Here is a 13535-nt window from a genome sequence, read left to right as displayed (position 1 = left end):
TGCGCGCTGACGCTGCTCGAATGCGCGTGGGACGACCGCAGCGCCGCCCGACCGAAGCTCGCCATCCGCGGCGTCGGGCCGGTCGGCGAGTTGACGAAGCGCGTCGTGGTTTGGTCGTAGAGTATACCGTCGGCGACGGTGGCAGGTAGCTTATGCCAGAAAACCGTGGTTTTTTCAATAGTTCGGGGATCGTTTGGGGGCCCCTGAGAAGGGGGCCCTGGTGCCCAGAAGAGGACTCGAACCTCCACGGCCTTGCGACCGCCAGCACCTGAAGCTGGTGCGTCTACCAATTCCGCCATCTGGGCACGGGGTAGGGGGCGGCCCTTAGGGGACGCTTGAGCGGCTTGTCAACACGCACGTCGCGCGGCAAGGGGTCGGTTCACGTTAGGCAGGGCTTTCTAGGCATGAAGAACAGGCTGGTTACGCTGATCGGTGGCGGTGGTTTTCTCGGCCGCTATGTCGCTCAGGAATTGCTCGCGGCCGGTGCGCGCCTTCGGATCGCGCAACGCGATCCGCGCGAGGCGTTGTATCTCAAGCCGCTCGGCGGCCTGGGCCAGACCCAGTTCGTCGCGGCTGACGTACGCAAGCCGGACAGTGTTGCCCGGGCCATCCAGGGCGCCGATGCAGTCGTGAATCTGGTCGGCGTGCTCAAGGGCGATTTCCAGGCGATGCATGTCGACGGCGCGCGGACGATCGCCAAGGCCGCGTCGGCGGCAGGCGTGCCGACGCTGGTGCACATCTCCGCGATCGGTGCCGATCCGCAGAGCCAATCTGCCTATGGCCGCTCCAAGGGCGAAGGCGAGGCGGCGGTGCGCGGGGCCTTCCCAGGGGCGACGATCCTGCGGCCGTCGATCATATTCGGGCGTGAGGACCAGTTCGTGAACCGATTCGCCGGTATGATCGCGTCGATGCCGGTGGTGCCGGTGCTGCGCGCACCTGCGAAGTTCCAGCCGGTCTATGTAGCCGATGTCGCTCAGGCGGTGGTGAAAGCACTGGCCGACGAGAATGCCCAGGGCCGGACCTTCGAACTGGGTGGCCCCGACATCCTGTCGATGGGCGAGCTGATTCGCTGGATCGCCGGCGCGATCGGCCGCGGGCCCTCGATCGTCGAGATTCCGGACTTTGTCGGCGGGCTGATCGCGATGGGCGGTTTCCTGCCCGGCGCACCGATCACGCGCGACCAGTGGCAGATGCTGCAAAAGGACAATGTCGTTTCAGCCGGCGCCGATGGTCTTGCCGCATTGGGCCTGTCGCCTACGCCGATGGATGCGGTCGCGCCGGGCTGGCTGGTCCAGTATCGCCGCCATGGCCGTTTCGGAACGCGCGCCGCGGCGTGATGTCGTCGACCATGTAGTCAGTAGCGGCAGGTCGCCGCAAAAGGGGAACGCGTGTGGACCTGATCATCATCATCCTGCTCGGCATCGTCGAGGGGGTGACCGAATTCCTTCCCGTCTCGTCGACCGGGCACCTCATTCTCGCCGGGCGGCTGTTCGGCCTGCCGCAGGCCGATGCGACCTTCGACATCGTGATTCAGCTCGGGGCGATCCTGGCGGTGGTGGTGCTGTTCTGGGGCCGCTTCATGGGGGTGCTCCAGGGCCTGCTGAAGCGCGATCCGGATGCGATCCATTTCACCCGCAACGTGTTGCTCGGTTTCCTGCCCTCGGCGGCGGTCGGCGCGCTTGCGTATGGCGCGATCAAGGCAGTGCTCGAAGCACCGGTGATCGCACCGATCGTGGTGTGCCTGGCGCTGATCGTCGGGGGGGTGGCGATCCTGATAATCGAGCGGCTGTCGAAGCACGTCACGGCCGCGTCGGTCGAGGCGATGACCTGGCGGACCGCGCTCGGCATCGGCATCATCCAGTGCGTGGCGATGATCCCCGGGGTCAGCCGCTCCGGCGCCACGATCATGGGCGCGCTGATGCTCGGCGTCGATCGTGAGACGGCGGCAGAATACAGCTTCTTCCTCGCGATTCCGACCATGCTCGGCGCGACTACCTTAGCGTTGTACAAGAGCAGGCATGAACTGGGCGATGCGCATCTGACCGCAATCGCGATCGGGTTCGTCGTGTCGTTCATCGTCGCGTTGCTGGTGATCCGCTGGTTCGTCGCCTTTGTCGGAAAGCACGGATTCGCGCCCTTCGCTTGGTATCGAATCATCGTTGGCTCGGCCGTTCTCGCATGGCTGCTATTTTAAGGCCGATACGGAACCAATAACGCTCTTTCCGCTGTGCCTGCCGATAAGCACACCGATAATGGCGATGAAATATGACAGTAAAGCTTACCTATATGGTAGAATCGACGTGACATTTGCCGTCGAAGACGATAGCTCAGCCTCGATTTTACGAGGCGGGCAACGATGGCTGACGGCAACACGCTGAAATTTGTGGATCGGGCACAGGCTTATCCGGGCAAGCGTCCGGCCAAGCCGCGTGCTGAGGATTTCCGCGAGATCGCCGATCGCTACGCGCCGGTCGCCGCCGAGGAGCAGGCCGGCCGATGCTCACAATGCGGCGTGCCTTATTGCTCCGTGCACTGCCCGCTGCACAATCACATCCCGGACTGGCTTCGCCTGACCGCCGACGGCCGCCTGCGCGAGGCCTATGAGCTGAGCAACGCTACCTCGACCATGCCCGAGATCTGCGGTCGCATCTGCCCGCAGGACCGGTTGTGCGAAGGCAATTGCGTCATCGAATTCTCCGGCCACGGCGCGGTGACGATCGGGTCGGTCGAGAAGTTCATCACCGACACTGCGTGGGAGGAGGGCTGGGTGGAGCCGCTGGTGCCCGGCGCGCCGCGCGGCCAGTCGGTGGCGGTGATCGGGGCGGGGCCTGCCGGCCTGTCCGCCGCCGAATATTGCCGCGTCATGGGTTATGACGTGCATGTCTATGACCGTTACGATCGTGCCGGCGGCCTGCTGACCTATGGCATTCCCGGTTTCAAGCTGGAGAAATATGTCGTCACCCGCCGGGTCGATCGGCTCAAAGCCGGCGGCATCGTGTTCCACGAGAATTTCGAGGTCGGCCGCGACGCGACGCTCGACGAGTTGCGCCAGCGCCATGACGCGGTGCTGATCGCGACCGGGGTCTACAAGCCTCGGGCGATCAAGGCGCCAGGCGTCGGCAGCGAGGGCGTCGTCGATGCGCTCGACTACCTCACTGCCTCCAACCGCAAGAGCTTCGGCGATGCGGTGCCCGACTTCGATAGTGGCAAGCTGAACGCGGCCGGCAAGAATGTCGTGGTCATCGGCGGGGGCGATACCGCGATGGATTGCGTGCGCACGGCAGTCCGCCAGGGGGCGACCTCGGTGAAGTGCCTCTATCGCCGCGATCGGGCCAACATGCCGGGTTCGCAGCGCGAGGTGGCCAATGCCGAGGAGGAAGGCGTCGAGTTCGTCTGGCTTTCCGCCCCCAAGGCGTTCGACGCCGGTGAGGCGGTGACGGGTGTTCACGCAACGAAGATGCGGCTCGGTGCCCCCGATGCCAGCGGCCGCCGCGCGCCCGAGGCTGAGCCCGACAGTGGTTTCCAGCTTCCGGCGGACCTGGTGATCAAGGCGCTCGGATTCGATGCCGAGGAACTGCCGGTGCTATTCGGCGCGCCGGAGCTTGGTGTGACTCGCTGGGGCACGTTGCTGGTCGACAACAAGACGTTGATGACGTCGCTCGACGGTGTGTTCGCGGCTGGTGACATCGTGCGCGGTGCGAGTCTGGTCGTCTGGGCGATCCGCGACGGCCGCGATGTCGCGGCAACGATGCACAGCTGGCTGAAGGCGAAGGCCAAGGCTGGGAAGAAGGCAGCGTGAGGAAGTATCTTTTCCTGGCGGCCGCTGCTGCTGTGTCGCCGACGCTCGTATTGGCCCAGTCGGCAGCGCCGGTCGCAGCGCCTGCCGTCGATCCTGTACGCCTCGCCGAGGCGCGTACGCTGATGGGCCAGATCATGCCTCCCAGGAGCCGGGATCAGATGGTGTCTTCGATGATGGCATCGATCACGCAAACCATGGTGCAGAGCCTGAAACAGACCCCGGGTCTTTCGGCTGCGCTGGAAAAAAATCCCGACGCCCGGCCGGTGTTCGACCGCTTTTTGAAACGCCAGCAGGAAATTGCGACCGAGCAGCTTAAGGCCGGCGTGCCGAGCATGCTCGAGGCCATGGCGCATGCCTATGCGCGCCGTTTCACTCTCCAGCAGCTACGGGACATGGCGACCTTTTTCGCCACGCCTACGGGCCAGGTATATCTGGCCGAGGCGCCGACAATCATGGGTGATCCCGATGTCGCTGCCTGGATGGGCGATCTCATGAAGAAATCAATGGGCCGAACCGACGATGAGCTCGCCAAACTGACGGCTGAACTCAAGGCTCTCGACAAGAAGGGCGCTTCCCATGGCGACTGACTCCGAACGCACCCGCCTCGCTGCGGAGGGCATGTACCGCCCCGAATTCGAATCCGATGCCTGCGGTGTCGGCCTGGTCGCCGCGACCGACGGCACGCCGTCGCGTCGCGTCGTCCAGTCGGCGATCGATGCGCTGAAGGCGGTGTGGCATCGCGGCGCGGTGGACGCCGATGGCAAGACCGGCGACGGTGCCGGCCTGCATGTCGACCTGCCGGTCAAGTTCTTCGACGATGCGATCAGCGCCTCGGGCCACAAGACCATGCCCAACAGGCTCGCGGTCGGCATGATCTTTCTCCCGCGCACCGATCTGGGGGCGCAGGAGGATTGCCGTACGATCGTCGAGAGCGCGATCATCGAGGAAGGCTATACCATCTATGGATGGCGCCAGGTGCCGGTCGACGTCTCGGTGATCGGGCAGAAGGCACAGGCCACGCGCCCCGAGATCGAGCAGATCATGATCGCCGGCCCGCTGCCCGAGGAGCAGAGTGCGGCCGAATTCGAGAAGAATCTCTATCTCGTTCGCCGCCGGATCGAAAAGCGCGTCATCGCAGCGCAGATCCAGGGCTTCTATATCTGCTCGCTGAGCTGCCGCTCGATCATCTACAAGGGCCTGTTCCTTGCTGAGAGCCTGTCGGTCTTCTATCCCGACCTGACCGACCAGCGGTTCGAGAGCCGCGTCGCGATCTTCCATCAGCGCTACTCGACCAACACCTTCCCGCAATGGTGGCTGGCCCAGCCGTTCCGCTGCCTCGCCCATAATGGCGAGATCAACACGATTCGCGGCAACAAGAACTGGATGATCAGCCATGAGATCAAGATGGCGAGCCTGGCGTTCGGCGAATATTCGGAGGACATCAAGCCGGTGATCCCGGCCGGTGCGTCCGACACCGCCGCGCTCGACGCCACCTTCGAGGCGATCTGCCGCTCGGGCCGCGATGCGCCGACCGCCAAGCTGATGCTCGTCCCCGAAGCCTGGGGCCCGAAGGGCGAGATGCCCAAGACGCATCTCGACATGTACAAATATCTGGCGAGCGTGATGGAGCCGTGGGACGGTCCCGCCGCGCTGGCGATGACCGATGGCCGCTGGGCAGTGGCTGGTATGGATCGCAACGCGCTCCGCCCGCTGCGCTACACGCGCACCTCTGACGGCCTGCTGATCGTCGGTTCGGAGAGCGGCATGGTCGTGGTGCCCGAATCGACCATCATCGAAAAGGGCCGGCTCGGGCCGGGCCAGATGATCGCGGTCGATCTGGACAAGGGTGTCCTCTTCAAGGACCGCGAGATCAAGGATCAGATCGCGGGTGAGGCCGACTATGCGACGATGATCGGCAACTTCCTGGGCGTGAACGACCTGCCGGCGGCACCGGCCGACGCCACCGTGCGCTTCGAGCGTGCCGAGTTGACCCGCCGCCAGGTCGCGGCCGGCCAGACGCTCGAGGACATGGAACTGATCCTGTCGCCGATGGTCGAAGGTGCCAAGGAAGCGATCGGCTCGATGGGCGACGATACGCCGCTCGCCGTCATCTCGGACAAGCCCCGGCTGATCAGCCAGTTCTTCCGCCAGAATTTCAGCCAGGTGACCAACCCGCCGATCGATCCCCTGCGCGAACGGCATGTGATGTCGCTCAAGACGCGCTTCGGCAACCTCGCCAACATCCTCGATACCGAGGATCGGCGTGATGGCGTGCTGGTGCTCGATTCGCCGGTGCTGACCGGGGCCGACTGGGCGCGGCTCAGGGCCTATTTCGGCTCCAAGGTCGCCGATATCGACTGCACGTTCGAAAGCGGTGGCGGGCCGGAGACGCTGCGCGCTGCGATCACGCGCATTCGGGCAGAGGCCGAACAGGCAGTGCGCGAGGGCAAGAGCGAGATCTTCCTCAGCGATACTAACATCGGCCCCGACCGGGTCGGCATCGCAGGCGTGCTCGCGGCGGCGGCGGTGCACACGCATCTCGTCCGGCGCGGCCTGCGTTCCTATGCCAGCATCAACATCCGGACCGCCGAATGCCTCGACACGCATTATTATGCGGTGCTGATCGGCGTCGGCGCGACCACGGTGCACGCCTATCTGTCCGAAGCGTCGATCGTCGACCGGCACCAGCGCGGGCTGTTCGGAGATCTGAGCATCGAGCAATGCCTTGCCAACCATCGTCATGCGATCGACGAGGGCCTGCTCAAGATCATGTCGAAGATGGGGATCGCCGTGATCTCCAGCTATCGCGGCGGCTATAATTTCGAGGCGGTCGGCCTGTCGCGCAGCCTGGTCAACGATCTTTTCCCCGGCATGCCGGCAAAGATCTCGGGTGAGGGCTATGCCTCGCTCCACCTCAATGCGACGCTTCGGCACGAATATGCCTATGACGAGGTCGTGGTAAACCTGCCGATCGGCGGCTTTTATCGCCAGCGTCACACCGGCGAGACCCATGCCTATTCGGCGCAGCTGATGCATCTGTTGCAGACGGCGGTCGCGACCGACAGCTATTCGACCTATCTGCAATTCTCGCGTGGGGTGGAGGMGCTGCCTCCCGTTTATCTGCGCGACCTGTTCCAGTTCAACTATCCGAACGAAGGCGTGGCGATCGACCAGGTCGAGGCGATCACCGAGATTCGCAAGCGCTTCGTGACGCCGGGCATGTCGCTCGGCGCACTCAGCCCCGAGGCGCACGAGACGCTGGCGATCGCGATGAACCGCATCGGCGCCAAGGCTGTGTCGGGCGAGGGCGGCGAGGACAAGGCGCGCTATGCGCCCTATCCGAACGGCGACAACGCCAATTCGGGCGTGAAGCAGATCGCCTCTGGCCGGTTCGGCGTGACGGCCGAATATCTCAACGCCTGCGACGAGATCGAGATCAAGGTCGCGCAGGGCGCCAAGCCTGGCGAAGGCGGGCAGCTGCCCGGCTTCAAGGTGACCGAGTTCATCGCGAAGTTGCGCCACGCAACTCCGGGCGTGATGCTCATCTCGCCGCCGCCGCATCACGACATCTATTCGATCGAGGATCTGGCGCAGCTCATCTATGATCTGAAGCAGATCAACCCGGTTGCGCGAGTGTGCGTGAAGCTCGTCTCCTCGGCCGGCATCGGTACGGTCGCGGCTGGCGTCGCCAAGGCGCATGCCGACGTCATCCTCGTCTCAGGTCATGTCGGCGGCACCGGCGCCTCGCCCCAGACCAGCATCAAATATGCCGGCACGCCGTGGGAAATGGGCCTGTCGGAGGTCAACCAGACGCTGACGCTCAACGGCCTGCGCGGCCGCATCAAGCTGCGCACCGACGGCGGGCTCAAGACCGGGCGCGACATCGTCATCGCCGCGATCCTCGGCGCCGAGGAATTCGGCATCGGCACGCTCAGCCTGGTTGCGATGGGCTGCATCATGGTGCGGCAATGCCATTCCAACACCTGCCCGGTCGGCGTGTGTGTGCAGGACGAGCGGCTGCGCGCCAAGTTCACCGGCACCCCGGAAAAGGTCATCAACCTGATGACCTTCATCGCCGAGGAAGTGCGCGACATCCTGGCCCGGCTCGGATTCAAGAGCCTGGACGAGGTGATCGGGCGCACCGAGCTGCTGCGCCAGGTCAGCCGCGGCGCCGAGCATCTCGACGATCTCGATCTCAACCCGATCCTCGCCAAGGTCGATGCGGACGATGCGGAACGACGTTTCAGCCTGTCGACATGGCGCAACGAAGTGCCGGACAGCCTCGACGCGCAGATGATCAAGGATGCGGCCGCTGTGTTCTCGCGTGGCGAGAAGATGCAGCTGACCTATTCGGTGCGCAACACGCACCGCGCGGTCGGCACGCGGCTGTCGAGCGAGATCACGCGCACCTTCGGCATGTCGAAGCTGGCCGATGGGCACGTCCATGTCCGCTTGCGCGGCGCGGCCGGCCAGTCGCTTGGTGCGTTCCTGTGCAAGGGCATCACGCTCGAAGTGTTCGGCGACGCCAACGACTATGTCGGCAAGGGCCTGTCCGGCGGCATCATCGCGGTTCGTCCGGTGGTGAGCTCGCCGCTCGCGAGCCAGGACAACACGATCATCGGCAACACGGTGCTCTACGGGGCGACGTCGGGCAGCCTGTTCGCGGCTGGGCAGGCGGGCGAGCGTTTCGCCGTGCGTAACTCGGGCGCGACCGTGGTGGTCGAAGGCTGCGGCGCGAATGGCTGCGAATATATGACTGGCGGCACCGCCGTGGTGCTCGGACCGGTCGGCGCGAACTTCGGCGCGGGCATGACCGGCGGCATGGCCTTCGTCTATGACGCCGACGGCAGCTTCGAACGCCGCGCCAACCCAGAGAACATCGTCTGGCAGCGCCTGTCCTCGATGCATTGGGAGGCGGTGCTGCTCAACCTGGTGCGGGCGCATCATGCCGCGACCGACAGCAAATGGTCGGCTGCGTTGCTCGACGACTGGGGCCGGGTGATCGACCATTTCTGGCAGGTCGTGCCGAAAGAGATGCTGACCCGTCTGGCACATCCGCTCGACGACCGGTCGGAGATGGTCGCGGCTGAATAGGTGCGCGACAAGCCGTATCACCGTCATGCCGGCCCGTTCCGGCGTGACGGTGGATATGGAGCTGCGCTAGCCCTTATCGTCAAGAAAGAATGTCGATCCCGCGCGGGTTGGCGGGATCACACCCGTCAGGCAGCAGAAGAGCGTCAGGATCAGGCCGTTCAGCACCGCATTGTCGATCAATCGCGGACGCACCGCTTGTGGCCGCTCAGCCACCTCGGCCAATAGCGTCCGCGCTTCACTGACCGCCCAGACCGGCACACGGATCGAAATGCCGCCCAGCGCAACCGTCAGGTTCGGCGCGCTCTGGCTATGGTTGAGCCCTACCGGCATGGCAGGGATTCCGTAAAAGGCGAACATCGAGAGCATCACGGCCGTCTCGGGGTGACTGTAGGTGATGGCCACCGTCTCGAACGAATCGCTCATCAACATGCCTTCCCCCGCTCGCCCGGTCGTCCTAACAGAGCCTTATGTGGCAGCTTTATCAATTCGCTCTGTGCCCCTTTTCGCGCAAAGTCCGCCTCCTGCTCGGGGAGAAGGGCGTCGGCTATGACCTGGTGAAGGAGAATCCCTGGGACCGGCGCGACGAGTTCCTCGACATGAATCCAGCCGGCCAGGTGCCGGTGATGGCCGATCCAAAGCGCAACATCCTGCTGATGGATTCGATGGCGATCTGCGAATATCTCGAGGAGACGGTCGAAAAGTCGGCGATGATCAACGGCACCGCGGTCAACCGCGCCGAGATTCGCCGGATGGTCGCGTGGTTCGACACGCAATTCTTCCAGGACGTGACTGCGCCGCTGCTCGGCGAGCGGATGATGAAGCGGATCGTGACCAGGGATTCGCCCGACGCGAAGGTGCTGCGCGAGGCGATGAAGGCGGCGGAACGCCATCTCGACTATACCGATTACCTGCTCGACCATCATAACTGGATCGCCGGCACGACGATGAGTCTCGCCGATCTCGCTGCCGCCGCGCAAATCTCGGTCGCCGACTATCTCGGTGGGATCGATTGGAAAGGACATGAGCAGACCGCACGCTGGTATCGCGGTTTCAAGAGCCGGCCCAGCTTTCGCCCGCTGCTTTCCGAACGAATGAGCGGGATCACCCCGCCCAAGGAATATGACGACGTCGATTTCGATTTCTGACGCCGGTTTTCGCTGAGCCGCTCCGAGGGTTCGCGCGTTCCCGTCAGATGACGGCAGGCTCTTCCAAACGGATTCGCATCGGCACGGCCGGCTGGTCGCTGTACAAGCCGCCTTCCGGGCGCTTTCCGGACGAAGGCAGTCACCTCGAGCGTTATGCAGCGACACTCGACGCCGTTGAGATCAACTCAAGCTTCTATCGTCCGCACAAGCCCGCAATCTATGCGCGCTGGGCGGCCAGCGTGCCGGCTGCATTCCGCTTTGCGGTTAAGCTGCCCAAAGCGATCACGCACGAGCGCCGGTTGACCGACTGCAGGGAGTTGCTGGAACGCTTCGCCGGAGAAGTCGCCGGCCTTGGCGAGAAGCGGGGGCCGATCCTGATCCAGCTACCGCCGAAGCTCGGTTTCGATGCGGTGGTTGTCGGACGCTTCCTCGATCACGCTCGAGATACGCTGGGCGGCCAGATGGTGTGCGAGCCGCGCCATGCCGGATGGTTCGGGCTGGAGGCCGACGCGATGCTCGCAGAACACCGGGTCGCTCGCGCCGCCGCCGATCCGGCACCGGTGCCGGGCGCGGGGGAGCCGGGCGGGTGGCACGGCCTGCGGTACACGCGGCTGCATGGTTCCCCGCGCATCTATTGGTCGGCTTATGATGCGACGGCGATCGAGGACGAGGCCGTGGCTGCCCGAGCCGCTGCCGCCGAGAACTGGACGATCTTCGACAACACCGCCTCAGGCGCTGCCCTGCGCAACGCGCTCGAGATGCTCGACCTGGTCGCCGACATCCGCGGCTGAGAGTCAGCCGTCCAGGCTGCGAGACGCCTGTTCGAACATATCCTTGGACAGGCCCGGCGTGCCGACGATCCGTTCGAGCTCGGCACGCATCAGGGCGCCGCGCGCCTCGTCGAATCGGCGCCAGCGGCCCAGAGGCGGGATCAGCTTGGCCGCCGTCTGCGGGTTCAGCTTGTCGAGCGCGATGAGCTGGTCGGCGACGAAGCGATAGCCCTCCCCCGAAGCCGTGTTGAACGCGCGCTGGTTGACGCTGAACGCGCCGACCAGCGAGCGGGCGCGGTTCGGGTTGGCGAGGGTGAAGTCGCGGTGGCGAGCCAGTTCCTTGACGCTCGCCAGCGTGTCGTCGCGCGACGACAGGGCCTGGGTCGAGAACCATTTGTCCAGGACCAGGCCATTGTCCGAATAGCGGTTGTAGAAGATGTCGAGCGCGGCGATCCGCCGGTCCGAATTGCCGTTGACCAAGGTGGTCAGCGCGCCCTGGCGGTCGGTCATGTTGTCCGCTGCCTCGAACTGGGCGAAGGCCAATGCCGCCGCCTCGTCTCCGCCATTGGCCGCAATATAGCCGAGCGCGACCGTGCGGAGCCGGCGCTGGCCCTTGGCGATCGGCGAATATTCGAACTTGTCAGCGCGGGCGCCTTCATATTCCGCGCGCCATTTGGCGTCCAGCGTACGGCCGATATCGCGGCGCAGCGCCTCACGGGCAGTGTAGATCGCCTCGGGATCGACCATCTTCATCTGGTCGCCGATGAAGCTTTCCGACGGCAGCAGCACTGCCTCGGCCACGAAGGCGCGATCGAGATTGGGGTCTTCGAGCGTATTGGCGATGGCGGCGATCACCGGTCCGTGATCGGTACGGCCATGGCTGACCGAGCTAACCAATGTGTCGAGCATCAGCTGCTGCATCGCTTCGTACCGGGCGAAGGGGTCGTCGTCATGCGCCGAGAGGAAGGCGAGGTCTGCGGCCGAACGGTCGGTCTCGATGATGACCGGCGCCGTGAAACCGCGGTTGATCGACAGGACCGGGCGTTCGGTGACGGTTTCGAACACGATCCGCTCCTCGGCATCGGTGAACTGGATCAGCTGTTCCTCGCCGATCGGCCTGGCAGTGTCGGCGCCGAACAGTTTCAGCTTGAGCGGCAGCACCATCGGCAACTTGTCGGGCTGGCCCGGCGTCGGGAGCGTGCGCTGCGACAGGGTCAGGGTCGCGCGGCCACTACCGGCTTCATGCGCCAGCGAGGCGATGACGCGCGGCGTGCCGGCCTGGCTGTACCAGCGGCGGAATTGGGTAAGGTCGATGCCGCCGCCTTCTTCCACGCAGGCAACGAAATCCTCGCAGGTCGCGGCCGTGCCGTCGAAACGGTCGAAATAGAGATCGGTGGCGGCGCGGAACCGCTGCGGGCCGAGCATGGTCGCCATCATACGGATGACCTCCGCGCCCTTGTTGTAGATCGTCGCGGTGTAGAAGTTCGAAATCTCCAGATATTCGTCCGGCCGGATCGCATGGGCGAGCGGGCCTGCGTCCTCGGGGAATTGCGCGGCGCGCAGGCCCCGGACGTCCTCGATCCGCTTGACCGCGGCAGAGCCCTGGTCGGCCGAGAAGCTCTGGTCGCGGAAGACGGTGAAACCTTCCTTCAGCGAGAGCTGGAACCAGTCGCGGCAGGTTACCCGATTGCCCGACCAGTTGTGGAAATATTCATGCGCGACGACGGCGGCGATCGCGTCGAAATCATAATCGGTCGCGGTATCGGGATCGGCCAGGATATAGCGCGAGTTGAAGATGTTGAGGCCCTTGTTCTCCATCGCGCCGAAGTTGAAATCATCGACAGCGACGATGTTGAACACGTCGAGATCATATTCGCGGCCATAGACACGCTCGTCCCAGGCCATGCTCGTCTTCAGCGCTTCGAGCGCATGGGCGGTCTTGGCGACATCGGCGGCACGCACCCAGATGCCGAGCGCGACCTCGCGGCCCGACGCCGTGACGAAGGTGCCGCGATTGGCGACCAGGTCGCCGGCAACCATCGCGAAGAGATAGCAGGGCTTGGGGAAGGGATCGTGCCATTCGGCCCAGTGGCGACCGTCGCCCAGATCGCCTGCGCCGACCGGATCGCCATTGGCGAGCAGCACGGGGAACCGTGCCTTGTCCGCCGCCATGCGCACCTTGTAACGGCTGAGCACGTCGGGCCGGTCGGGGAAGAAGGTGATGCGGCGGAAGCCTTCCGCCTCGCACTGGGTGCAGAGATTGCCGCCCGAGGCATAGAGGCCCATCAGCTGGGTGTTGCGGTCGGGTGCGATCTCCACCTCGGTCTCGATCGTGTGGGCCGAGCCGGAGAGCGGGATGACGAGCGTGTCGTCGTCGAGCGTCCAGTCGTTGATCGTCTTGCCATCGACTTTCACCGTCAGCGGCGTCTGGCCGCCGCCGTCGAGGCGAAGCGGCTCGTCATGCGCGCCGTTGCGGATGATGTGCAGCACCGCCTGCACCCGGGTCGCCTCGGGCGACAGGTCGAAATCGAGCGAAATCTCCGGCACCAGCCAGTCGGGTGCCTCATAATCCTCGCGGCGCGTGACATGGGGCAGGGCGGTGGCGGTCTGGACGTCGAGCATGGTGGTGGATGTAGGGCGCGCATTCCGCTCGTGCCACCGAAATCGCTGCCCGGACCGTCGCACTTGCGCGCGCTAATGGCGATGCTAGGCCATCCACCATGGTCC

General features: G+C 64.9%; 9 protein-coding genes and 1 tRNA gene. 7 read left to right on the top strand and 3 right to left on the bottom strand.

The genetic code is table 11. The features are described 5' to 3' along the window. Positions 1 to 218: 218 nt before the first annotated feature. A tRNA-Leu gene (locus AC1DT7_RS00850) sits at positions 219 to 305 on the bottom strand. Positions 306 to 404: 99 nt separating this feature from the next. Between AC1DT7_RS00850 and AC1DT7_RS00845 the strand changes: the two genes are divergently transcribed. The 5 genes from AC1DT7_RS00845 (at position 405) to gltB (ending at position 8893) form a co-directional block, all read left to right on the top strand. Beyond that, positions 405 to 1337: a complex I NDUFA9 subunit family protein gene (locus AC1DT7_RS00845; RefSeq protein ID WP_478033572.1), complete on the top strand. Its 933-nt coding sequence runs from the start codon at positions 405 to 407 to the stop codon at positions 1335 to 1337. 53 nt (positions 1338 to 1390) lie between these two features. Beyond that, a complete protein-coding gene (locus AC1DT7_RS00840) occupies positions 1391 to 2194 on the top strand; it encodes an undecaprenyl-diphosphate phosphatase (protein WP_478033570.1) in 804 nt (267 codons plus the stop codon). Between the two features lie 162 nt (positions 2195 to 2356). Beyond that, positions 2357 to 3799 (top strand): NAD(P)-dependent oxidoreductase, encoded by a 1443-nt coding sequence (locus tag AC1DT7_RS00835; protein WP_478033569.1) that lies wholly within the window; start codon positions 2357 to 2359, stop codon positions 3797 to 3799. A gap of 170 nt (positions 3800 to 3969) precedes the next feature. Continuing rightward, on the top strand, positions 3970 to 4386 hold the full coding sequence (locus tag AC1DT7_RS00830) for a DUF2059 domain-containing protein (protein WP_478033567.1): 417 nt from the start codon (positions 3970 to 3972) through the stop codon (positions 4384 to 4386). Then, positions 4376 to 8893, top strand: coding sequence for a glutamate synthase large subunit (gene gltB, locus AC1DT7_RS00825; protein ID WP_478033565.1), 4518 nt, complete (start codon positions 4376 to 4378; stop codon positions 8891 to 8893). The genes AC1DT7_RS00830 and gltB overlap by 11 nt, the downstream gene beginning before the upstream one ends. A gap of 66 nt (positions 8894 to 8959) precedes the next feature. Here the strand turns inward: gltB and AC1DT7_RS00820 are convergent, their stop codons facing one another. Next, positions 8960 to 9316 (bottom strand): hypothetical protein, encoded by a 357-nt coding sequence (locus AC1DT7_RS00820; RefSeq protein WP_478033564.1) that lies wholly within the window; start codon positions 9314 to 9316, stop codon positions 8960 to 8962. Between the two features lie 44 nt (positions 9317 to 9360). Here AC1DT7_RS00820 and AC1DT7_RS00815 point away from each other — a divergent pair, with 44 nt between their 5' ends. Both AC1DT7_RS00815 and AC1DT7_RS00810 read left to right on the top strand, forming a co-directional pair. Then, positions 9361 to 10038: a glutathione S-transferase family protein gene (locus AC1DT7_RS00815; protein ID WP_478033563.1), complete on the top strand. Its 678-nt coding sequence runs from the start codon at positions 9361 to 9363 to the stop codon at positions 10036 to 10038. A gap of 47 nt (positions 10039 to 10085) precedes the next feature. After that, a complete protein-coding gene (locus tag AC1DT7_RS00810; RefSeq protein ID WP_478033562.1) occupies positions 10086 to 10829 on the top strand; it encodes a DUF72 domain-containing protein in 744 nt (247 codons plus the stop codon). Positions 10830 to 10832: 3 nt separating this feature from the next. On the opposite strand, the gene pepN is transcribed toward AC1DT7_RS00810, so the two are convergent. After that, positions 10833 to 13430 (bottom strand): aminopeptidase N, encoded by a 2598-nt coding sequence (gene pepN / locus AC1DT7_RS00805; protein ID WP_478033561.1) that lies wholly within the window; start codon positions 13428 to 13430, stop codon positions 10833 to 10835. Between the last annotated feature and the right edge of the window lie 105 nt (positions 13431 to 13535).

The sequence above is a fragment of the Sphingomonas sp. P3_C6 genome (genome assembly GCF_056402595.1).
The sequence above is the reverse complement of the archived record's forward strand: the minus strand, read 5'-3'. Positions and strand labels throughout refer to the sequence as shown.

Excerpts from the sequence above, each read along its gene's own strand:
- AC1DT7_RS00810 (WP_478033562.1), top strand. The coding sequence starts at position 10,086 with ATGACGGCAGGCTCTTCCAAACGGATTCGCATCGGCACGGCCGGCTGG.
- AC1DT7_RS00845 (WP_478033572.1), top strand. The coding sequence starts at position 405 with ATGAAGAACAGGCTGGTTACGCTGATCGGTGGCGGTGGTTTTCTCGGC.
- AC1DT7_RS00815 (WP_478033563.1), top strand. The coding sequence starts at position 9,361 with ATGTGGCAGCTTTATCAATTCGCTCTGTGCCCCTTTTCGCGCAAAGTC.
- AC1DT7_RS00835 (WP_478033569.1), top strand. The coding sequence starts at position 2,357 with ATGGCTGACGGCAACACGCTGAAATTTGTGGATCGGGCACAGGCTTAT.
- pepN (WP_478033561.1), bottom strand. The coding sequence starts at position 13,430 with ATGCTCGACGTCCAGACCGCCACCGCCCTGCCCCATGTCACGCGCCGC.
- AC1DT7_RS00820 (WP_478033564.1), bottom strand. The coding sequence starts at position 9,316 with ATGAGCGATTCGTTCGAGACGGTGGCCATCACCTACAGTCACCCCGAG.
- AC1DT7_RS00830 (WP_478033567.1), top strand. The coding sequence starts at position 3,970 with ATGATGGCATCGATCACGCAAACCATGGTGCAGAGCCTGAAACAGACC.